Source organism: Listeria floridensis FSL S10-1187 (assembly GCF_000525875.1).
In the GTDB taxonomy this organism is placed as follows: Bacteria; Bacillota; Bacilli; order Lactobacillales; family Listeriaceae; genus Listeria; species Listeria floridensis.
In genome coordinates this window covers 1-22087 of the sequence record NZ_AODF01000032.1, presented here as the reverse complement: position 1 = coordinate 22087, position 22087 = coordinate 1, and the positions used below count along the sequence as shown (strand labels likewise).

Here is a 22087-nt window from a genome sequence, read left to right as displayed (position 1 = left end):
TTTATTGTATCATGAATCCTTATTTAAAAGAAATTTAGTTTCAAAAAGTGAAAGGTTGCTTCAAACTGCTATACTTAAAAGAGAGGTGATTAGATGAGGATAAACATTAAGAATGCACATGAAAAAAATCTGAAACACATTGATCTTGAGATTCCGCGCAACAAGATGACCGTGATTACTGGATTGTCGGGTTCAGGAAAGACCACTTTGCTAAAAGACACCATTTACATTGAATCACAGCGGCAGTATCTGGAATCAATGAGTTTTCAAGGTATTCCAAAACCTAAAGTAGATTCCATTCAAAATTTATCACCAGCCATTTTGATCGATCAGGAAGATCGAAACGGCAATCCGCGATCAACACTCGGCACGCAAACAGATATGTACACCGATCTGCGGATGATTTTTGAGAAGCTACATGAACGTAAATGCCCGCATTGCGGCAAGATAGTTGCTGCACATGAAGCAATTGAGGAAACAGAAAAAACAGATGATCAGTATACGGTATACATGTTTTGTCCGCACTGCGAATTTCGCATGAAAAAGCTCACACGATCAGCCTTTTCCTTCAATACAAAAGAAGGGGCTTGCGGAACGTGCAAGGGAATTGGGAAGGCGCTCGTTATCGGTGACAGCCTATACGACAAAACCAAGTCGATTCTCGAGGGAGGTGTGGTCATCTGGCAAAAAAGTTACGCAGATTATCAGCAAAAATCGTATTTTGGTCTGCTTGAGCATCTCGGTATTGAAACACCGGATAACTTGCCGCTCGCTGACTTTACGTCGCTACAAATCGAACTGCTAAAAAATGGAATTCACTCAAAAGAGCTAGATCCCGAAACGAAGCGAAACTTGCCAACAAAGGTGTTTGAAGGCCGATTTGAAGGAGTTGAAACAAAAATTTGGCAGAAGATCGCTGAGCATAAAGGGGTGCCGACTAACATGGATGCCTATATTCATGAAGCTACCTGTCCAGATTGTCATGGTGAAAAATTAAGTGAACTTAGCCGTTCAGTAAGTGTATTTGGTAAACGCCTTCCGGAACTTGGAGAACTGGATTTGCAGATGCTTCGAGAATGGGTGCAAGAGCTTAAACAAAAACAGCCGGAAGCTGCCGAATTTGTGAAGGATTATTTGTTTGATATCGAAACGAAAGTGGAGCGGATTGCAAAAGTCGGTCTCGATTATTTATCACTTGATCGTCCGTATGCATCACTTTCTGGCGGTGAAGCCCAGCGAATTAAGCTTGCTGCGATTCTTGACTCAGAAATGACCGAACTCTTAATACTTCTTGATGAGCCAACAGTTGGACTGCATCCAGATGACACGACAGGTCTGCTTGAAATGATCGCTCAGATCCAGGCGCGAAACAATACAATCATCGCGATTGAACATGACGAAACCTTTATGAAGCACGCTGATCATATCATTGAAATCGGACCGAAATCTGGGAAAAATGGGGGCGAAGTAGTAGCTTCCGGCAGCTTTGAATCTCTTAGCAAATTGACGAGCTCACTTCTTTTTCAGTCTTCTTCAAATGAATATCGGCAAACGAGCCGAGCACGCAATACAGCAAGCACAGCTGTGACACTTAACGGCGCATCAAGCCACAATTTAAAAGAAGTTTCTGTTGCCTTTCCTGTCGGTTGTTTGTCTGTTGTGACAGGCGTATCAGGTTCTGGGAAATCCACATTGCTATTTCATGAGCTGGCTAAAAATGAACTTTCCGATAGCGAACATGTTACCTGGCATCACAAGTTCAAAGATTTGGTGACTATTACACAGAAGAAACCTGCACGCAATAAACGTTCGATTATTGCCACGTACTTAAACCTGTTTGATGAGATTCGCAAGCTGTTTGCTAAAGAAGCGAAAAAGCAAGATTTGCCGTTTTCTGCCGGTGATTTTTCGTTTAACTCAGGAAAAGGACGTTGTGAAAACTGTCAAGGACTTGGTGTAGTTGAGAATAACCAGTTGTTCTTTGAAAACTTTGAAAGCCCTTGTCCTGTTTGTCACGGAAGCCGTTACAAAGCAGAAGTACTGCAAGTAGAAGTAAGTGGGCATACAATTAAAAGTGTGCTCGATTTATCCATTCAAGAGGCCATTCAGTTTTTTGATTCGAACAAGCTGAATAGCACGGCTTTGAAATTGCTCTCTAAAACGAGTCTCGATTATATTTCGATTGGTCAAACCACGGATAGTTTGTCAGGCGGTGAAATGCAGCGGCTGAACTTGACACGAAAAATTTCGCTGAAGCAAGGAACCGATCAATTGTTTATTTTGGATGAACCTACTACGGGGCTCCACAAACTAGATGTCTTTCACTTCATGGAATTGATCCGAGAATTAATTGATCTTGGCAATAGCTTCATTTTCATTGAGCATAATCTGGATGTGATTTCTCAAGCCGATTTTATTGTTGAACTTGGACCAGATGGTGGGAAAAATGGAGGACATTTAGTCTTCAGCGGACCGATTGAAGAATTTCTGAAAGCTAAAACAAAAACAACTAAATATCTTAGCAAGTAATTGCAAAAAGCCTGTTTTACCGCGGTAAAACAGGCTTTTTAATGTTTAATGCAGGTGTTAAATGGGAATTGTGACGTATGGAATATGAGCTTGAGGGGAGAAAAAATGGAGAATAAGTATGTGGATTCAAGCAAACTGCATCGAAGCGTTTATCCGCTTCCGGATGACATCTTAGCTGAACTAAGTAAGCGCAATTTACTAGAAGCTTACAAAGCACGACCGGATTATCAAAAGAATGATTATATCGGTTGGATTTCTCGAGCCAAACGAATGGAGACACGTGAAAAAAGATTGAATCAAATGCTTGCCGAACTTGCATCAGGAGATAAATACATGAATATGGAGTATCGTCCAAAGGAAACTTGATTTGAAAATAAAGATTGAATTTAAACAGAGAATCAAGTAAAATTCCAATATAGCATCGGAAAGAATGTGATCACTTGAATGTACCAAACGCAGACATAATTTTTGTCGTGCTTCGAGCTGTGCATAATCCGCACAATCGTCTGACAAACTTAACGTTAGAACACTTGGATGAGAAACGTGTTCATCATCACTCGAAAACAGATCTTTTGCATACGTTATACTGGCTGGAATGGAAAAGCTACATTAAGCGTGGAGAAGTGGACGGCAAGAAAACATTTTATCGATTAACGCAAAAAGGTGAAGAAATGTATCGCATTTTACGAGCCTCGAATGAGGTGGAAGAAGAATGATGTATAAAAATAAATGGATTGAAAAAAATCCGGTAACAAGACCGGGAATAAAACTTGAGGCAATTAGAAAAATTGTAATGCACTACACGGCTAACCCAGAAATGACTGCTCATGAGCATTACGAATGGTTAAATCAAGAACGAAAGCGCTATGCCTCGGCGCATTTTTTTGTTGATAGAAACGAGACGTTATGTGTTGTTCCAACGGATGAAGTCGCTTATCATGCAAACGATCGAGCACGCTTCGTAAACGGGGAGCTATATCGCGGTACAAAAGCGCTACTGCCTGATGCGAATTATTTGTCGCTCAGTATTGAAATGTGTGTAGATCGCAATATAGAAATAGCAAGCGAAATCGAGATGAGGGCTTTAGAATTAGCCGTATTTTTATGCGCGAAGCACCAACTTGAAGCAACAGATATCATTCGCCATTTTGATATTAGCGGAAAATTTTGTCCAGCGCCTTGGGTGAACAATCCAGAGCGGTTTGAACAGTTTAGGAGCAAGGCGGTACAGAAGCTAAAGCAAATTCGCCAAGAAAAAAACTGAGGAAAGAAGCAGAACGGCTTTTCCTCAGTTTTTTATATTATTCGCTCGTAATTTGTTTCGTAAAGCCTTCACCGACAACGCTTTGTGCGTCATTGATAATGAAGAAAGCTTTTTCGTCGTGTTTATTCACAATTTTGGTGAGCGGCAAAAGCTGTTGCCGACTAATGACGATATAAAGAATCTTTTTGCCTTGTTTTGTGTAATAGCCTTCACCGTTAAAGATCGTGATACCACGGCCGATTTTGAGATCAACTTCTTTTGCAATCGCTTCGTATTGATCCGAAATAATCGTAACTGACTTTTTCGGATTAAAACCTTCGAGAATAAAATCAAGAACCTTTGTCGAAACATAAAGCGAAACGATCGTGAAAAGCATATTTTGAAATCCAATGATGAAAGCAGAAGGGACAACGACAATTAAATCGAAGAATAGCAAAGCATAACTTGTATTCCAGCCTAAATATTTATTGGCAATTTTTGCAAGAATGGCGCTTCCGGCAGTTGTACCGCCGCCTTGCATGATTAGTCCCATTCCAAATCCCATCAGCATTCCGGCTGAAATGGCTGCAATAATCGTTTGATCGGTTGAAAATGTAATCGATTCTGTTAACCGTAGGAAAAGCGAAGTAAAAGTAATGGCAACTATCGTTAAAATCACTGTGAGCCGGTCGAGGAATTTGTAGCCAATAATAAGAAGAATTCCGTTAAAGATCAGTGTTGTGAGCGCTGGTGCAAGTCCAAGCGTGTAATAAAGAATCATTGTAAGTCCCGTCACACCGCCTTCACCAAGGTGGTTTGGGAGAGCGAAGACATTCACGGCAAGTGAAAAAACAAAAGCCCCAATAATAATTTTACCAAAATCAAAAACCCATTTTTTTGTCATAAATGTATCTCCTTTCTCGCGCGGTGAAGCCATAAAAAAAACTCCGAAAATCCTTGCAAAGGATCATCGGAGTCTTTTTTTTCTAAAAAGCATTAAGGGCTTATTTTCCCTTAACTTTCTCACCATAAAAAATAAATCATTTTTTCCGTCTTTTAAAAATTAGCATAAAATCTTTTTTTTTGGCAACTCTGATTAGCCGAAGATCGCCAAAATCGGCATCAAGTTCAGTAAAAACAAGCCGATCAGCACACTGATAGTAATTTTTAAGACAAGCGGTTTTTCGCTTTCTGTCTGCTTCATAATAAATGCCCCTTTCTTAAAAAGGTCGATCTGAATGAGTCATCAGACTGTTCTACTATCAGTGTACCACAAAAAAAAGTTATTTTTGGAGATAATTATGCTACAATAACGATGGGTGAGTAATTTGAATACAAAAAACAAATACTATGATATTTATTTACAGCTGGAAGAACGAATCCTCAACAAAACCTATGCAGCAGGCGAGCTCATTCCAAGTGAAAATCTGCTCGCAAAAGAGTTTCATGTTTCCCGCGAAACTATCCGCAAAGCGCTCGTACTACTACTTGAAAACGGCTTTATCCAAAAAATGCAGGGGAAAGGGTCGATCGTGATTGACCGTGAGCGTTACGCATTTCCAGTTTCCGGCTTAACGAGCTTTAAGGAACTACATGAAGCACAGCATATGAATGCGACAACAAAAGTCATCAAAAATGAATATGAAGTTTTACCGGAACGTGTACGTCAATACGTTTCTCTTCCAAAAGGAGCAAAAGCGTGGCATATTGAACGTGTGCGATCTCTAAGTGGGGAAGCAGTAATACTTGATAAAGATTTTCTTTTGGAAGAAAAAATCAGAAAAGTTGCAGACCACGAGCTTGAAAATTCATTGTATGAATATCTCGAAAATGAACTTGGCTACGAGATTAGCTACGCGCAAAAAGAATTTACAGTCGAACCGGTGACAGAAGAAGATCGCAAATGGCTTGACCTCAAGCAAGATAGCCATGTAGTCGTTGTGCGAAGCGCTGTTTTTTTACAGGATACAACACTATTTCAGTACACAGAATCACGTCATCGCCTAGATCGCTTTCGTTTCATCGACTTTGCCCGGCGCAGATAAAAAGCCGCTCGTCATATGCGAGCAGCTTTTTTATTTTGTTAAAAGAATAGCCAAAGTTTCATATGGTTTCAAAGTAATCCGCTTGCCAATTTGATCCCGCCCCACATTCGAAATCAAAATTTTGCCATTTAAAAATACTTCTGGGAGCGTGATCTCATGCTCTTCTTCGCCGTAGTAATGAACAGCGAGCAGAGAATCCGTTTCATCTTCGCGCAAATAACTGATGATCCGATCCTCTTCAAGTAGAAAAGGAGTGTAATTGCCTGTTTGGATAACACGGTGTTTTTTCCGGAGTTCAATCAAACGCTGATAAAAATAGAAAATACTCGACTTATCTTTAAGTGCCGCTTCAACGTTGATCCAAGCCTTGCTGTCTGAAACCGGATAAAGTGGAGTTCCCGTTGTAAATCCAGCATTTTTGCCTGATGTCCACTGCATTGGAATGCGACTGTTGTCACGAGAGCGCTCCATGATGATAGCCATCGTTTCTTGTTCCGACAAACCTTCCTGTTGAAGTAACTTATAATGATTAATTGTTTCAATATCACTATAGCTTTCAATCGTTGAAAACCTCGGATTGATCATCCCAATCTCTTCCCCCATGTAGAGATAAGGTGTTCCGCGCATCAAGTGAATCGTTGATGCCAGAAGTGTTGCCGCAGCATAGTGATATTCTTCTTTGTCTGAAGTGAAACGACCAAGCGCTCGTGGCTGATCATGATTATTCCAAAAGAGTGCGTCCCAACCATTGCCGCGTGTCATCTCAACCTGCCAAGTGTGAAAAAGTTCCTTTAACTCTCCAAAGCGTACTTGATCTAGCCGCCATTTTTCACCGTCCTTATAGTCTACTTTTAAATGATGGAAATGAAAGACCATGGACAATTCTTTTTCGGCCGGATTGCTGTAACGAATTGAGCTTGCTATACTCGTAGAAGACATCTCACCAACAGTAAGCAAGTGCTCCGGCCCGAAAGTTTTTGTATTCAGTTCCTTTAAATACTCATGAATATGAGGTCCATCCGTATAAAAACGCCGCCCGTCTCCGATGAAATCATCTTGAAGCGTATCGGGTTTTGAGATGACATTAAGAACATCTAGCCGGAAGCCTTCGACCCCTTTATCTATCCAAAAGCGAACAACTTGATAGAGTGCTTCACGCACCTCAGGGTTTTCCCAGTTTAAATCCGCTTGTGTCACATCATAGAGATGCATATAGTACTCATCCGAGTTCGGCAGCCGCTCCCACGCAGGGCCACCAAATTTTGAAGTCCAGTTCGTTGGTGGAAGACAATTTTTGCCGCGTCCCTTTTTAAAATAATAAAAGTCACGGTATTTCGAATCGCCAGCAAGAGCCTTTTGAAACCAGATGTGGTCGGTTGAAGTATGGTTTAAAACGAGATCAATCATGATACCGATCGAGCGTTTCTTTGCTTCGTGAACCAGTTCTTCAAAATCTGTCATCGTTCCAAATCGCGGATCAACCCCTGTATAATCAGAAATATCATAACCGTTATCATGCTGTGGAGAAGGATAAAACGGGTTTAGCCACAACATATCAACACCGAGTTTTTCAAAATAATCCAGCTTGGCCGTTATTCCAGGAATATCGCCAAACCCGTCGCCGTTTGAATCATAAAACGAGCGTAAATAAATTTGGTAGATTGTTTTCTCAGCCATTCTTTCCATTCTTTAAACCTCTTTCATTAAATATTGCCTGCTTTTTTGCGAAACTCATGCTTTCCAAATGTGCGAATTGGAGCCGTATCAACTTTATTTAAAATGTTGTATTTCCGGAACACAACCGTTAAAACGAACGGAACAACAATCGCCACAAGAATACAAATCGTATAAATTAAGTAAAATTGAGGTTTAATTGATAAGATTCCAGGCAAGCCTCCAACGCCGATAGAATTAGCCATAACACCACTTGAAACAGAGATGACAGCTGCAAGCGAGGAACCGATCATAGCTGCAACGAAAGGATACAAGTATTTTAAGTTAATCCCAAACATTGCTGGTTCCGTGACACCAAGATAGCAAGAAATTGTTGCCGGAATTGAAACTTGTTCTTCTTTTTCGTTTCCTTTATGAAGAAAAATAATAGCAAGAACAGCTGAACCTTGTGCAATATTTGAAAGAGCGATCATCGGCCAAAGATTTGTTCCATTAAACTGACTCATCAACTGCAAATCAATTGCATTCGTCATATGATGTAGTCCAGTAACTACGAGCGGGGCATACAAGAAACCGAACAATGCAGCAAACAACCAGCTGAATGCACTTGTTAATCCGCTGTAAACAACTGTCGCAATGACATCACCAATTTTCCAACCAATTGGTCCGAGAATAACGTGAGCAGCTAAAACAGTAGGTACAAGTGCAAAGAAAGGTGTGACGATCATTGAAATCGCATTTGGAACAATCTTTCTTAACCCAATTTCAAGATAAGCAAGCATAAATCCGGCAAGCATAGCTGGAATGACCTGAGCTTGATAACCGATCATAGGAATTTGAGCAAATCCGAAGTCCCAAACAGGAATTTCTGCTGCTTTTGTAGAGGCCACTGCATACGCGTTTAGCAGCTGAGGAGAAACGAGCGTGATTCCAAGAACAATTCCAAGAATTTGAGTTGTCCCCATTTTTTTTTGCAATTGACCAAGTAATTCCAACCGGAAGGAAGTGGAAAATGCTTCGCCGATCAACCAAAGAAATCCGTAAACACCGTTCCAAAATGGATAAACTTCCACAATTGTTTTTGTTCCTTCTTCAAGCATCTTAATGTCACCGATTACATTTCGAAAACCGAGAATGAGTCCCCCAACAACAATTGCAGGAATCAGCGGTGTGAAAATTTCAGCAAGAGCAGCGAGCATTCGCTGAATCAAGCTCATATTTTTTTTTCGCATCCGTTTTCACGTCATCTTTATTAACCCCTTCAACACCGCTTGCAGCAGCAAATTCATTGTAAAATTCTTGAACATCATTGCCGATAATAACTTGAAATTGGCCAGCCTGTGTAAAGGTTCCTTTCACTGCATCGAGCTCTTCAATCTTTGCAACATCTGCTTTTTCCGGGTCCTGTAAAACGAACCGCATCCGTGTAGCACAGTGAGTCACCGATGAAATATTTTCTTTTCCTCCAATCAACGGTAGCAAAGCTTTTACGTCATCTGTATATTTTGCCATTACTTTTCCTCCTTTTTCAAACTTGTATATACAAGTTGCTTAAATAAAATATACTACGAAATAATTGAAAGCGCAACCATTTTTTTTAAAAGAAAAACCAGTTTAGCTGCGAACAGCCAAGCTGGTTTAGCTATTAATTGGATAATGCAACCACTTGAACAGTCTTATTTGACAAATCAAGGAAGGGAAGTTTCACCCGCGTATCTAAACAATAAGCGTCATAAAGATAAGGCTTCAAAGTAGTTTCCTTATTGTTAACTTGCGAAACAAAGCTTTTAATTTCTTCATAAAGAATTTCACTGTTTTTAATTTTTGCCAATTTCGCATCCAAACGATTTTCACTAACATTAACATTAGAATTTTGAATACTTGCATCAAATTCATCATTAATCGCTTGGCGCGTTTTTTCAACTTGCGTATAACGCTGGTCATCCCAATCTACTTCAATAATGTTACAATCCTCAAGTTGCAGAAAATTACCTGTCCAAAGCTTCCCATCAATTTCAACCACCATTTGTGTATCTGGGAAAACCGCTTGATCACGGTATTTTTTTAGTAAATAATCAAACATTTGCAGATGTGCTAAACTTTGCCCCATTTCCATCAGCTCCTTCAAATGTAAGTCTATCATAATGTGAAACATTGAGCAATTAAATTTTTTTCTTTCCAAAAAAATCTATCCAAGGAAGGGGAAAAAATGAACGTTTGAAACAAAAGTCCCAAGAGGTTAAAATAAAAGGAGCAGGGTATATTGAAAAAAAGAGTATAGAGGGGGAAAGCAGCAATGTATACAGAAACAAAGCTGATTTCACACGACAGCTTGCCGCTACATATCCACGAGTGGAGCGACGTTGCATCACCAGTTGGGATTGTCCAAATTGTCCACGGCATGAACGAACACGGAGCACGCTATCAAGAATTTGCCCAAAAACTCAATGAAGCGGGCTATATTGCAGTTGCCGATGACCATCGAGGTTTTGGTGCTACAGCAGAAACAGAATCCGAGCTCGGGCACATTGATCCGGAAGCAGGCGTGGAAGCTCTTATCCGTGACCAAGCTGCTGTAAAAGATTACATTCGCACAAAATTTCCAGATTTGCCCTATTTCATCTATGCACATAGCATGGGTAGCTTCATCATCCGTATTTTCATGACACGTCATTCTGCAGACGGTATTATCCTCTCGGGCAGCGGAATGCAGCCTCATTTACTGCTTTCAACCGCTGTAAAAGCAACCGAACATTTTGTGAAAAAAAATCCGGCCAAAAGAGGGCATTTCCTGAACCAAGCTGCGTTTTGGGGATTTAATAAAACTTATCCGGAAAAACATAAGTTCAGTTGGCTTTCGCGCGATATCGCGGTTCAAGAAGCTTATCAGAACGATCCGTTTTGCGGCCCAGTCGTCGGAACATCCGGATTTTTCGCCGCACTATTTGAATCCATCCAGCTCTCGCAAGCAAGCGAAAATTTTACGCGCGTGCCAAAAGGTCTTCCGATTTTGCTACTCTCTGGTACCGCCGATCCAGTCGGCCATTACGGAAAAGATATTCCAAAAATTGCTGTAAAATTATCCGAAGCGGGCGTACTCGATGTCACTTATAAATTATATGAAAATGCACGTCATGAACTCATCAACGAAATCGGCAAAGAAACCATTATTCGTGATATTATCCTTTGGCTTGATCAAAAACGCAGCGAAGCCTAAGCTTCGCTGCGTTTTCTTGATTTCTATCGAATTTGCCCTTCACCAAAAATAATGTACTTAGTCGTCGTCAATTCATGAAGTCCCATCGGTCCACGGGCGTGTAATTTTTGCGTGCTTATACCGATTTCTGCCCCGAATCCAAATTCAGAACCGTCTGTAAAGCGAGTAGAGGCATTGATATAAACTGCCGCTGCATCTACTTCATTTTGAAATCTCTTTCCGGCGAAATAATCACTTGAAACAATTGCTTCGGAGTGTTTGGTTCCGTAGCGATTAATATGTTCAATGGCTTCATCCAAGCTATCAACAACTTTAACCGCTAAAATAAAGTCCAAAAATTCCGTTTCAAAATCCGCTTCCGTCGCTTCCGTATAATTCTTCAAGAATTGAGCTGCTTTTTCTTCCGCACGTAATTCGACTGAAAAAGGAGCGAGCCGTTTTTCGACTTCAGGAAGGAAGTCCGCTGCAATCGCTTTATGAACCAAAAGCGTTTCCGCTGCATTGCAAACGGATGGGCGAGACGTTTTGGCGTTTACAAGAATATTTGCGGCCATATCAATATCCGCCGCCGCATCCGCATAAATATGGCAGTTTCCGACTCCCGTTTCGATAACTGGCACAGTAGCATTTTCAAGCACCGTTTGAATCAAGCGCCCGCTACCTCGTGGAATCAACACATCGAGATAACCATTTAACTGCATGAATTTCCGCGCTGTTTCATGCGATGTATCCTCTAAAAACTGAACCGCATCCGCCGGAAATCCCGTTTCACTCAGTGCCTGCTGCAGGACTTTGACGAGTGCCAAATTCGAATGAAAGGCTTCCTTTCCACCGCGTAAAATCACAGCGTTGCCAGACTTAAATGTAAGCGCGGCTGCATCCACAGTTACATTCGGACGCGATTCATAAATAATCCCAATGACACCGAGCGGAACCCGCTTCTTCCCGATCGTAAGACCAGCTTCATTTACCCACATGCCATCAACAGCACCAATCGGATCTGCAAGTTCCGCGACCTCCCGAACACCTGCGGCTATACTTTCAATTCGCTCTTCTGTGAGCAGCAGCCGATCGATCATTGGTTCCGCAATCCCGTTTTCCTTCGCCTTTGAGATATCCACCTGATTCGCATCAATTAATTCTTTTTTCGCATCAAGCAGAGCCTTGCTCCAATTAAACAGTGCTTCATTCTTACTATGCGTATCCCGAAGTGCCAACTCCTGTGCCGCACGCTTTGCTTTTTTCCCGAGTTCATCTAATTGGGTCATTCAAGAAACCTCCTTGTTTGTCTGTTGTAAATAATGTTCCAATCTTTTCGCCGGCAATAATCTGATAAATAACTTCAGGGTGATCCCCGTTTGCAAGCACCATCTGCTGTCCGTTTTGCATGCAATATTCCGCAGCAGCAAGCTTTGTGAGCATTCCGCCCGTGCCAAAATCTGATCCACTTCCTCCTGCGAGCTTTAACACGTCATCATTGATTTCGTGTATTTCATCAAACATTTCAGCTGTCGGGTTCAGCAATGGATTTTCATGATAAAAACCATCGATATCAGAAAGCATAATCAAAAGTTCGGCGTTAATCAGCTTTGCGACAATCGCTGAAAGCCGATCGTTATCGCCATACTTCGTGATATGTTCAATTTCTTCGACCGCAACCGTGTCATTTTCGTTTACGATCGGAACCGTTCCTTGGCGAATTAATGTATTAAATGTATTAATAACATTTTTGCGGCTAGTTGGGTAATCAGTAACATCACGAGTAAGAAGTACTTGCCCGACAGTATAGCCATATTCACCAAAGAATTTCGAATAGATATGCATCAATTCACTTTGTCCAACAGCAGCAATGGCTTGCTGTTCTGGAATAGAAGCTGGTCGCTTTGCCAACTGAAGTTTTCGCAAGCCGACACCGATTGCTCCAGATGAAACAAGAACGACTTCCTTTCCTTCATTACGGAGTTCAGACAAAACGCGCGCCAACTTTTCGATAGTTCTGAGATTGATATTTCCGTTCGGGTACATTAACGTGCTTGTTCCCACTTTGACGACGATGCGCTTGCAAGAATTAAGTGATGTTCGCATAAGAAAACTCCTTCAAAATAGAATACTTTCATTCTACTACAAAACTAAGATTTTAACAGTATTTTTTCGTCAAGAAAAACGTGTAGTAGACAAAGAAAAAACGCCTAAACTTTAGGCGTTTCGTTTAACTGATTTAGTTTTTTTTGCTTGTTTAATCGTAAAAGCAACACTGTCAATAATATATTCGCCGGCAGGTTCTGATAATAAATTTTTACCCAGCTGTAAGCTTTCTTCGTATTCAATATCTTCACAAATTTTTTCTAAGCGATATAAAACATCCGTTTCTTTTTCTTTTGCGCGCAAATCATAAGATGGAAGATTATTTTCACCAAGCAGATAATCGATGCTGACATGGTAAAGTTCGGCAATTTTCGTCACCATTTCGAGATCAGGTTCTCTTAAACCATATTCCCAATTTCCATAAGTAGAAGGCGCCTTAAGACTCAATCGGCGTGCAGTTTCCGCTTTCGTCCAACCTTTCTTTTCTCTAAGCAGTTTGAGACGTTGACTTAAATCTACCAATCTATCACCCCTTCGCAGTAATTATACACAAAATGAAAATATAAAGCGAATAAAAGCACGGATTGTCTTTTATTTTGATTTCTGACCAGATAATTGATTGAACATTTCAGCATTTTCGAGCAGACAATGAATATTTTTTTTGTATAAAATCAGAGGTGTGGCTTTTCAAAATTTGTGGGCCAAAGTAGAGCTTTTTTTCAGATGAGAGCAAATCAGCTATACTTTCCAGTTCCTTCTTCATATTCTTGGTGTCGGATTTTGGTTTTTCTTTTTGCACGTCATCCTCACCAATTAAATAATCCACGGTCACATCGTATAAAGCCGCGATCTCTCTGACCATTGACAGATCCGGTTCTCTGATTCCATATTCCCAATTGCCGTATGTCGATGGTGCTTTTAAACCAAGGCGTCTGGCAGTTTCTCTTTTTGTCCAACCTTGTTTTTCCCGTAATAATGTGAGTTGGCGGCTTAAATTTGTCATGTTTATCATCTCCTCGTTAATATTATACACGAGTATACACAAAATAAGTATAAAACAACACAATTAGAAGCCTTATTTTGTTGACAAATACATAAAGTGTTGATAGAATAAGGAAGACAACTCAAAATGTGTTAGGAGGCTAGATGAATGGATCAACTTAAGACAAAGAATATCAACGTAGCCAAGATTAGAGAAATCCGCCTCAGTAAAGGAATCACGCAAGCTTTTGTCGCACGGAAAATGCAGTATAAATATACGTCCGGCTATGCAAACGTCGAGAAGGGAACTGTACGGTTATCTTATCAAAACGCTGTGATTTTGAGTGAAATTCTTAATTGCGATTTATCCGATTTTTGTGATTAATTGCATGAAAACGAGACTCATTGTAGTCTCGTTTTTTATATTTCCTATCAAAAGAATTATAAAAATAACATAAATTATCACTTTGTGACAAAAAAAACAACATTTCACGACTTTTTTTCTTTTTAAATAGGTATTATATGGTAGAATAACAATATTGACTATAAGTATATTGAAAGTTTGAAATCGTGTTTTATCTATTTTGTTCGTTCAGTACTGAACTTGACAAGAAGGGCTGAGATGGCTAAAATGATGCAAGCTGAATAAGAGACCGACACTTGTAAGAGGAGCGAAAAAGCATGACAGGAAGTGAAGATATGTTGCCAACTAAAATAGCGAATTGGCTGAAGGATAAGAATGCTGAACTTAGTTTTGAAGAAGAACTTGAAGTTTTTTCTTATTTGGAAACACAATATGAACTTGAGCCTTGCAATGAGATAGTTGTACAGGCTTTGATACGTCTTTTTGTCACCCGAGGTGAGAACGAGAAGGCCAAACAAATCGGACGTTCATTCCTGACAATGAACGGATACAGCAAGGCCGTATTGTCTGAGCTATCGCTTGCTTATATGAATACGGATGAAATGGATACTTATTTTTCACTTGTTCGCTTTTTTACCGATGAGGAAAAGGAACCTATGGAGGAAAGTAGCGATGTCCACGATAATGTAATCCCGTTTCCCAAAAAAATGCTTTTAAATTCGTCTAGGGGAAATTGGCTGGAATTATCGCCGACTGAGCAGTTGGAGTTTCTTCAAAAGTTAAGGTTTGAAAGTATTTCTCCATTTTTAGAAGAGTTTCGTTCTTTTTTGGTAAGTGATCAGGCTTCGCCGTTTGTTCAGTCAATTGTGTTTGAGCTACTTCAAGAAAAGGGAATTGATCAGCCTTTTAAGGTCAAAAAGTTAGGGCAAGAGGGGGATTTCACCCCTTCTGAACTGCCACTGATCGGTGAAGATGAATTTGCAAAAGAATTGTTTCGCGAACTACGAAGGCTGCTCGAAAGCGAGAATCCTTCACTGCTTGATCAGTTGACGCAAACGCTTCAACATCATATTTTTATGATTTATCCGTTTTCATTTCATCCGAAAGACGCAAAGCTTTGGGCACAAGCCTATTTCGCGTTTGCTGAAAAACTATATAGTGGTACTTTATCGAAGCCAATGTCGTCGGAACTTGAAAATGCTGTTTCATTTATTGAAGATTTGGAAGAGCAACAGCAAAATTATTTGCTCTAATATGGCTTTCCTGTTTTCATAGCTGTTGTTTTATGTTAAAATAATCAAGTATGGCTGAAAGTTGTCATGAATTTACTTATACTGAATTAAATAGATGATGGAGGGAATAGAACCATGTCAGTAAAATGGGAAAAAAAAAGAAGGCAATGTAGGGACGCTTTCTTTTGAAATCGACCAAGAACAAATTAAATCAGGACTTGACCGAGCTTTTCAAAAAGTTCGTAAAACTTTAAATGTGCCTGGTTTTCGTAAAGGAAAGGTACCTCGTCAAATCTTCAATCAGCGTTTTGGCGAAGAAGCACTTTATCAAGATGCACTTGATATTCTTCTTCCAGAAGTTTATACACAAGCTGTTGAAGAAGCAGGAATCGATCCGGTTGATACTCCTCAAGTGAATATCGACTCAATGGAAAAAGGCGAAAACTGGAAGCTTTCTGCTGAAGTTACTGTTAAACCAGAAGTGAAACTTGGCGACTACAAAGGTCTTGAAGTAGCTAAGCAGGATTCTGAGCTTACAGATGCAGAAGTAGATGAAGAAATCAAAAGCTTAACTGAACGTCAAGCAGACTTGGTTGTGAAAGAAGAAGAACCTGCTGCAAATGGCGATACTGTCGTTATTGACTTTGAAGGATTCAAGGACAACGAACCTTTTGAAGGCGGACAAGCTGACAACTATTCTCTTGAATTAGGTTCTGGTCAATTCATTCCAGGATTCGAAGAACAACTTGTTGGTGCTAAAGCAGGAGAAGAAAAAGAAATTAACATCACATTCCCTGAGGAATATCATGCAGCAGATCTTGCAGGTCAACCTGCTGTTTTCAAAGTGAAAGTTCACGAAATCAAAACAAAAGAAGTTCCAGAACTTGACGATGAGCTTGCAAAAGACATTGATTCTGAAGTAGAAACAGTGGCAGAGCTTAAAGAAAAAGTTACAAAACGTTTGAAAGAAGCAAAAGAAGATTCTGCAAGCCAAGCGAAGCAAGATGAAGTCATTGAAAAAGCAGTTGAAAATGCTGAAGTGGAAATTCCTCATGCGATGATCCACCATGAAGCAGACCACTTGATGGGTCACTTTACACAAGACTTACAAGCTCAAGGCTTGACTCCAGAACTTTACTATCAGTTTACTGGTCAAACAGAAGAACAAATGCATGATCAAATGGAAAAAGACGCAGAAAAACGCGTTAAAATGAATCTAGTTCTTGAGGCGATTGCTGAAGCTGAAAACATTGAACCTGATGAAGCAGCGGTTGATGAAGAAGTAAGCGCGCTTGCAGAAAAATACGGAATGGAAAAAGATGCGGTACGCCAAGCTCTTGGAGATTTGAGCGAACTTAAATCTGACCTTAAGATCCGTAAAGCTATCGATCTTCTAGTAGACAGTGCTGTTGAAAAATAAGAAGGCTTAAATCGATTTTTTGCGAAGAAAAGGACACGAGAATTTTCTCTTGTCCTTTCTTTTTTAAAATCAGATGAGTAGTTTTTTTAAAGTTTCGGTGCTATCATTAATATATGGGATTGTAGCACCTCAATCCTAGAGAAACGAAGGGGTGAAACTAATTTGTTTAAATTTAATGATGAAAAAGGTCAACTAAAATGCTCCTTTTGTGGAAAAACTCAAGACCAAGTCAGAAAACTTGTTGCCGGTCCTGGTGTCTATATTTGTGACGAATGTATCGAACTTTGCAACGAGATCATTGAAGAAGAACTAAATGTATCGGAAGCTGTTGATTTTGGAGAAGTACCAAAACCGCACGAAATCCGTTCTATTTTAAGCGATTATGTGATTGGACAAGAACGTGCGAAAAAAGCTTTATCTGTCGCAGTATACAATCATTATAAACGCATTAACTCTAATGAATCAGCCGATGATGATGTGGAACTTTCAAAGAGTAATATTTGTATTATCGGTCCAACCGGAAGTGGTAAAACACTTCTTGCCCAGACTCTTGCACGTATTTTGAATGTTCCATTTGCGATTGCAGATGCTACGTCATTGACTGAGGCTGGATATGTCGGGGAAGATGTTGAGAATATTTTGCTCAAACTGATCCAGTCGGCAGATTATGATGTTGAAAAAGCTGAAAAAGGCATCATTTATATTGATGAAATTGATAAAGTTGCCCGTAAATCAGAAAATCCATCGATTACACGAGATGTTTCTGGTGAAGGGGTACAGCAAGCCCTTCTTAAAATTCTAGAAGGTACTGTAGCAAGTGTTCCTCCGCAAGGCGGCAGAAAGCATCCGCATCAAGAATTCATTCAAATTGATACAAGTAATATCTTGTTTATTGTCGGTGGTGCATTTGACGGCATTGAACAAATTGTAAAAAATCGTATGGGTGAGAAAGTGATCGGATTTGGAGCTGAAAATGAAGTTCTAGAAGATGATGAAACGTATCTTTCTAAAGTTGTACCGGAAGATTTGCTTAAATTTGGGTTAATCCCTGAATTTATTGGGCGTTTGCCGGTCATTGCGTCACTTGAACAGCTCGATGAAGAAACGCTCGTATCGATCTTAACGCAGCCTAAAAACGCACTTGTGAAGCAATATCAAAAAATGCTTGAACTTGATAACGTTGAACTTGAATTTACGGATGAAGCTTTACTTGAAATTGCTAAAGAAGCGATTCATCGTAAAACTGGGGCACGCGGTCTTCGGTCGATCATTGAGCGAATCATGCTTGATGTGATGTTCGAAATACCTTCGCGTGATGATATTGTGAAATGTATCATCACGAAGGAAGCTGTGATTGGGGAAAGTGATCCGCAAATGCAGCTTGATGACGGGTCCATCCTTCCAACGAAAACATCTGCTTAATTTTTAAGCCAGCATCTTACAAATAAGAGATGCTGGCTTTTGTTTTCAGAAAAAAGAACTGCTGCTTTTTTTATTTCATGCTATAATTTAAGAAATGGACGAGAGAGGAATTGTGGGGATGAGTAAAGAACAAGACAAAGGCGGCTTTTTTTCATCAGCTTTTGGCTGGATGAAGATTATTATTTTGGCGCTCGTTGTGGCATTTGCAATTCGATATTTTTTAATTTCGCCTGTCACGGTTTATGGGGATTCCATGGATCCGACACTGCATGATGGGGAACATTTATTTATTAATAAATTGTCCACACCGAAGCGCTTTGATATTATTGTCTTTCCTGCGCCTGATGAGGAGGGCTCTGAATATATAAAACGAATTATTGGTCTTCCAGGAGATACGATTGAATATAAGAAAGATACGCTTTATATTAACGGGAAAAAGTACGAAGAACCTTATTTAGATGCGGAGAAAAAGGAGCTTGGAGGAAGCGGTTATTTGACGAAAAATTTTAAGCTACAAGATTTGCCAGCCGTTAAAAGTGCGAAAGTGGTTCCGAAAAATCAACTGTTTGTACTAGGGGATAATCGGCGCATCAGTAAAGATAGCAGATATATTGGTTTTATTAAACAAGAGGATGTAATCGGTAAAGTTATTTCGTTTGGGAATTCATTGAAACGCTGAGTTCTAGCTGTTTTTGCAAACGCCGTTTTCTTTACAATCGCATTAAACCATGGGATAATAGAAAAAAGTTAAGACTATTAATGAGCAAGCGCTTTTGAGAGGAAGTAGATTATGACAGAAGAAGTGAAGAAAAAATCAATCTGGCAGCAAATACTCAGCTGGGTTCTTGTAATTGCAGTTGCAATTGGAATTGCAATGCTTGTTCGCACCTTTGTTTTTGCGCCTGTAAAAGTAGATGGAATGTCGATGTATCCAACGTATGAAGATGGAAATCGTGTTTTTATCGAAAAACTGACTGGGCCGGATCGTTTTGATAAAATTGTATTTGATGCTCCTGTTTCAACTGGAGATGAAGGTAAGTACTTTATCAAACGTGTGATTGGAGTTCCGGGAGATAAAATTGAATTTAAAGAGGGTATTTTATATTTAAATGGAAAAAAACAAAGTGAATCTTATTTAGCTGATGGAATGAAAACGTATCGCGAACCTGGTGATGGAAATGGTAATTTTACCTTAAAGGACATTACGGGATCTGCAACTGTTCCAAAAGGAAAGCTCTTTGTTTTAGGAGACAACCGGGAGGGCAGCATGGACAGCCGAATATTTGGCTTTATTAACTCGTCTGCGGTTGATGGTGTTGTCGTAAACTTTGGTAAGAAATAAGGCATGTGTAATCCGTGAAGATTCTTCACGGATTTGTCTATTCATGGGCCTTTTTTTTCGTTTATAATGAACAGAAGGTAAGGAAGATTCGTTAGGCGGTGCAAATGGTGAAAGAGAAGAACTTAAAATCGCTCTGGGCTTGGATTTGGGCACTGGTCGTAGCTATTATTTTAGCGCTTATCATTCGTTTTTATTTATTTATTCCAATTGTCGTAGACGGGGTCTCAATGATGCCTACGCTAACAGACGGAAACCGAGTGATCATTAATCGTTTTGAAAAAATTGACCGCTTCGATGTTGTGGTTTTTCGTGAGGGAAAAAACGATTATATTAAACGTGTGATCGGACTTCCAGGCGACGAAATTGAATATAAAGCTGATGTGTTGTATGTTAATGGTAAAAAATTTGAAGAACCATACCTTGATACCTATCGTACCCAAATGAAGGAAGGGTTTTTAACAGAGAACTACAGTACAAAAGAAATGTTAAGAGGCGGAAAAGTACCGAAAGATACCTATTTCGTTTTAGGCGATAATCGGCGAGCAAGTCGCGACAGCAGAATTATCGGACCTATTCCAAAAAGTAAAGTACTTGGTACAACGCCACTATGCTACTGGCCAATTAAAGATGCAAAATTTATTAAATAGGGGTTAAAAGAATGACAATACAATGGTTTCCAGGTCACATGGCAAAAGCACGCCGTGAGGTAACTGAAAAATTAAAATTAGTGGATATAATCTTTGAATTAGTGGATGCGCGTATTCCAATTTCTTCATCCAATCCGATGCTTGAAGAAATAATCCATCAAAAGAAACGTGTCATTATTTTAAATAAGGCAGATACAGCTGACGAAAAAATAACACAAGCTTGGATTGAGCACTTTAAAGAAAAAGGATTGAAGGCTGTTGCTGTGAATTCGCAGCAAGGTAAAAATATGCATGCGATCGAAAAAGCAGCGGAAGCTTTGATGGCGGAGAAGTTTAATCGATTGAAGGAGAAGGGAATGAAACCAAGAGCTATCAGAGCGATGATTCTTGGTATCCCAAATGTTGGGAAATCTACTTTGATTAATCGATTAGCGAAAAAAAAATATTGCGAGGACGGGAAATAAGCCTGGAGTGACAAAAGCACAACAATGGATAAAAGTTGGGAAATCACTGGAATTGCTGGATACACCAGGCATACTTTGGCCAAAATTTGAAGATCAAACAGTCGGCTTTAAACTAGCGCTAACAGGAGCAATTAAAGATGATTTGCTTAATATGGAGGACATTGCATTATATGGACTACATTTTATTTATGATCACTATCCGGAGCAGTTTTCTAAGTGGATTAAACATACAGAAAAAAGTAAAACAGGAGCAGAATGGTTAGCAGAGATTGCAGGTGCACGAGGACTTAAAGATCGTTATGGAGATCCAGACTATGGTCGGGCTGCAGAGCTGATTGTTAGAGAAATCCGATCACAAAAAATGGGACGTCTCAGTTTTGATTTTCCACTTGAGAAAGAAGCGATCGAAGAATGAAAAGATCTATTTCTGAGATCAAACAGATGCTTGCTCAAGTTAAGAAGGAGTCTGAGCTGACTGAGTTTTATACCGATGAACGCAAGGGTGTGGCTGTACTTGTAAAGAGTGCAGAAAAACGTCTCAAAAAAAAGCAGCAATTGATTGATCAGTTTCATGAAATGCAGCACTATGAAAAGATTTATAAAAAAAAAGGGATTTTTAAATATTGCAGGGGTTGATGAAGTAGGAAGAGGGCCGCTTGCTGGCCCAGTAGTTGCTGCTGCAGTAATTTTACCTGACAATTTTATGCTCCTTGGTATGAATGACTCTAAACAATTAAGTGAAGCTAAGCGAAATGACTTTTATGAACAAATTATGAATCATGCTGTAGCCTCAGGAGTTGGGATAGTATCACATGAAACAATTGATAAGGTAAATATCTATGAAGCCACTAAAATTGCGATGACACAAGCTCTGGATGCGCTTAAAGTTCCGGCGGATTATACGTTAATTGATGCAATGCCGCTTCACTATTCGGAAAATGAATCTTCGATTATAAAAGGAGATGCGAAAAGTATTTCAATTGCCGCTGCGTCCATTATAGCGAAAGTAACTCGAGATCGGATGATGGTTGAATTCGATCAGCTATACCCTGGGTATGATTTTGCGAGTAATATGGGATATGGAACCAAAAAACATCTTGAAGGTTTACGTGAACTTGGTCCGTGTCCGATCCATCGTCTAAGTTTTGCGCCAGTAAAATCATGTTTTGCAAAAAAGAAAAAATGTAAAACAAAGAAAATATAACGATAAAAAGACCATTTTCAATTGAAAATGGTCTCAGACTGTTGAAAAACGACAATTCCAAAATGAAAAAAAAGACGGGATTGTCGTTTTTAGCTCTCAGAATGAAAAAACTCGAAGAAGAACAAGACTTCTTCCACGTCCATAAAGCTAGTTTTTTTCAGGTTCATGGCAGTATAAGTAAGCGTGGCTTGCAGTGTGACTTTCGCTAATCCGCGATA

Annotated in this window: 20 protein-coding genes and 4 pseudogenes; 15 read left to right on the top strand and 9 right to left on the bottom strand. The window is 39.7% G+C overall.

The genetic code is table 11. The annotated features are described in order from the left end of the window. The first annotated feature begins 93 nt into the window (after positions 1 to 93). The 4 genes from MFLO_RS11460 (at position 94) to MFLO_RS11445 (ending at position 3793) form a co-directional block, all read left to right on the top strand. Positions 94 to 2529: an ATP-binding cassette domain-containing protein gene (locus tag MFLO_RS11460; protein WP_036098130.1), complete on the top strand. Its 2436-nt coding sequence runs from the start codon at positions 94 to 96 to the stop codon at positions 2527 to 2529. Between the two features lie 105 nt (positions 2530 to 2634). Then, positions 2635 to 2895, top strand: a complete 261-nt coding sequence (locus MFLO_RS11455) for a YdeI/OmpD-associated family protein (RefSeq protein ID WP_051993627.1) — start codon at positions 2635 to 2637, stop codon at positions 2893 to 2895. Positions 2896 to 2969: 74 nt separating this feature from the next. Beyond that, positions 2970 to 3245: a DUF3116 family protein gene (locus tag MFLO_RS11450; RefSeq protein WP_036098129.1), complete on the top strand. Its 276-nt coding sequence runs from the start codon at positions 2970 to 2972 to the stop codon at positions 3243 to 3245. Further along, a complete protein-coding gene (locus MFLO_RS11445) occupies positions 3242 to 3793 on the top strand; it encodes a peptidoglycan recognition protein family protein (RefSeq protein ID WP_051993626.1) in 552 nt (183 codons plus the stop codon). The genes MFLO_RS11450 and MFLO_RS11445 overlap by 4 nt, the downstream gene beginning before the upstream one ends. Positions 3794 to 3830: 37 nt before the next feature. Here the strand turns inward: MFLO_RS11445 and MFLO_RS11440 are convergent, their stop codons facing one another. Then, on the bottom strand, positions 3831 to 4676 hold the full coding sequence (locus tag MFLO_RS11440) for a YitT family protein (RefSeq protein ID WP_036098192.1): 846 nt from the start codon (positions 4674 to 4676) through the stop codon (positions 3831 to 3833). A 424-nt stretch (positions 4677 to 5100) separates the two neighbouring features. Between MFLO_RS11440 and treR the strand changes: the two genes are divergently transcribed. Continuing rightward, positions 5101 to 5817, top strand: a complete 717-nt coding sequence (gene treR, locus MFLO_RS11435; protein WP_036098127.1) for a trehalose operon repressor — start codon at positions 5101 to 5103, stop codon at positions 5815 to 5817. Between the two features lie 30 nt (positions 5818 to 5847). On the opposite strand, the gene treC is transcribed toward treR, so the two are convergent. From treC to MFLO_RS11420, 4 genes are all read right to left on the bottom strand, one after another. Next, a complete protein-coding gene (treC, locus tag MFLO_RS11430) occupies positions 5848 to 7503 on the bottom strand; it encodes an alpha,alpha-phosphotrehalase (protein ID WP_036098125.1) in 1656 nt (551 codons plus the stop codon). A gap of 17 nt (positions 7504 to 7520) precedes the next feature. After that, on the bottom strand, positions 7521 to 8723 hold the full coding sequence (gene treB, locus MFLO_RS11425; protein ID WP_241433640.1) for a PTS trehalose transporter subunit IIBC: 1203 nt from the start codon (positions 8721 to 8723) through the stop codon (positions 7521 to 7523). After that, positions 8671 to 9003, bottom strand: coding sequence for a glucose PTS transporter subunit EIIB (locus MFLO_RS16535; RefSeq protein ID WP_241433639.1), 333 nt, complete (start codon positions 9001 to 9003; stop codon positions 8671 to 8673). Before MFLO_RS16535 ends, treB begins: the two co-directional genes overlap by 53 nt. Positions 9004 to 9136: 133 nt before the next feature. Next, positions 9137 to 9601, bottom strand: a complete 465-nt coding sequence (locus tag MFLO_RS11420; RefSeq protein ID WP_036098123.1) for a hypothetical protein — start codon at positions 9599 to 9601, stop codon at positions 9137 to 9139. A gap of 186 nt (positions 9602 to 9787) precedes the next feature. Here MFLO_RS11420 and MFLO_RS11415 point away from each other — a divergent pair, with 186 nt between their 5' ends. Then, positions 9788 to 10708, top strand: a complete 921-nt coding sequence (locus tag MFLO_RS11415) for an alpha/beta fold hydrolase (protein ID WP_036098120.1) — start codon at positions 9788 to 9790, stop codon at positions 10706 to 10708. A 23-nt stretch (positions 10709 to 10731) separates the two neighbouring features. Here MFLO_RS11415 and MFLO_RS11410 read toward each other — a convergent pair whose 3' ends face one another. The 4 genes and pseudogenes from MFLO_RS11410 to MFLO_RS16530 form a co-directional block, all read right to left on the bottom strand. After that, positions 10732 to 11976, bottom strand: coding sequence for a glutamate-5-semialdehyde dehydrogenase (locus MFLO_RS11410; protein WP_036098119.1), 1245 nt, complete (start codon positions 11974 to 11976; stop codon positions 10732 to 10734). Then, positions 11960 to 12793: a glutamate 5-kinase gene (gene proB, locus MFLO_RS11405; RefSeq protein WP_036098118.1), complete on the bottom strand. Its 834-nt coding sequence runs from the start codon at positions 12791 to 12793 to the stop codon at positions 11960 to 11962. Before proB ends, MFLO_RS11410 begins: the two co-directional genes overlap by 17 nt. A 111-nt stretch (positions 12794 to 12904) precedes the next feature. After that, positions 12905 to 13315 carry a helix-turn-helix domain-containing protein gene (locus MFLO_RS11400; protein WP_036098116.1) on the bottom strand — a complete coding sequence of 137 codons (411 nt, stop codon included), beginning with the start codon at positions 13313 to 13315 and terminating at the stop codon, positions 12905 to 12907. A gap of 285 nt (positions 13316 to 13600) precedes the next feature. Beyond that, positions 13601 to 13796 (bottom strand): annotated as a pseudogene (locus tag MFLO_RS16530) (helix-turn-helix domain-containing protein); the annotation flags it as partial. A gap of 147 nt (positions 13797 to 13943) precedes the next feature. Here MFLO_RS16530 and MFLO_RS11390 point away from each other — a divergent pair. The 9 genes and pseudogenes from MFLO_RS11390 (at position 13944) to MFLO_RS11350 (ending at position 21869) form a co-directional block, all read left to right on the top strand. Next, positions 13944 to 14159 carry a helix-turn-helix domain-containing protein gene (locus MFLO_RS11390; protein WP_036098114.1) on the top strand — a complete coding sequence of 72 codons (216 nt, stop codon included), beginning with the start codon at positions 13944 to 13946 and terminating at the stop codon, positions 14157 to 14159. A 296-nt stretch (positions 14160 to 14455) separates the two neighbouring features. Beyond that, positions 14456 to 15391, top strand: a complete 936-nt coding sequence (locus tag MFLO_RS11385) for a hypothetical protein (RefSeq protein WP_036098113.1) — start codon at positions 14456 to 14458, stop codon at positions 15389 to 15391. 114 nt (positions 15392 to 15505) lie between these two features. Then, positions 15506 to 16790: pseudogene (tig, locus tag MFLO_RS11380) on the top strand (trigger factor). 162 nt (positions 16791 to 16952) lie between these two features. After that, entirely contained in the window at positions 16953 to 18212 is a 1260-nt protein-coding gene (gene clpX, locus MFLO_RS11375) for an ATP-dependent protease ATP-binding subunit ClpX (protein ID WP_036098112.1), read from the top strand. Positions 18213 to 18330: 118 nt separating this feature from the next. Further along, positions 18331 to 18891, top strand: coding sequence for a type I signal peptidase SipX (gene sipX / locus MFLO_RS11370; RefSeq protein ID WP_036098110.1), 561 nt, complete (start codon positions 18331 to 18333; stop codon positions 18889 to 18891). A gap of 111 nt (positions 18892 to 19002) precedes the next feature. Then, on the top strand, positions 19003 to 19554 hold the full coding sequence (sipY, locus tag MFLO_RS11365; protein ID WP_036098109.1) for a type I signal peptidase SipY: 552 nt from the start codon (positions 19003 to 19005) through the stop codon (positions 19552 to 19554). A 107-nt stretch (positions 19555 to 19661) separates the two neighbouring features. Next, positions 19662 to 20201 (top strand): type I signal peptidase SipZ, encoded by a 540-nt coding sequence (sipZ, locus tag MFLO_RS11360; protein ID WP_077913238.1) that lies wholly within the window; start codon positions 19662 to 19664, stop codon positions 20199 to 20201. A gap of 11 nt (positions 20202 to 20212) precedes the next feature. Next, positions 20213 to 21080 (top strand): annotated as a pseudogene (ylqF, locus tag MFLO_RS11355) (ribosome biogenesis GTPase YlqF). Next, positions 21077 to 21869: pseudogene (locus MFLO_RS11350) on the top strand (ribonuclease HII). The pseudogenes ylqF and MFLO_RS11350 overlap by 4 nt, the downstream one beginning before the upstream one ends. Positions 21870 to 22087 lie beyond the last annotated feature (218 nt).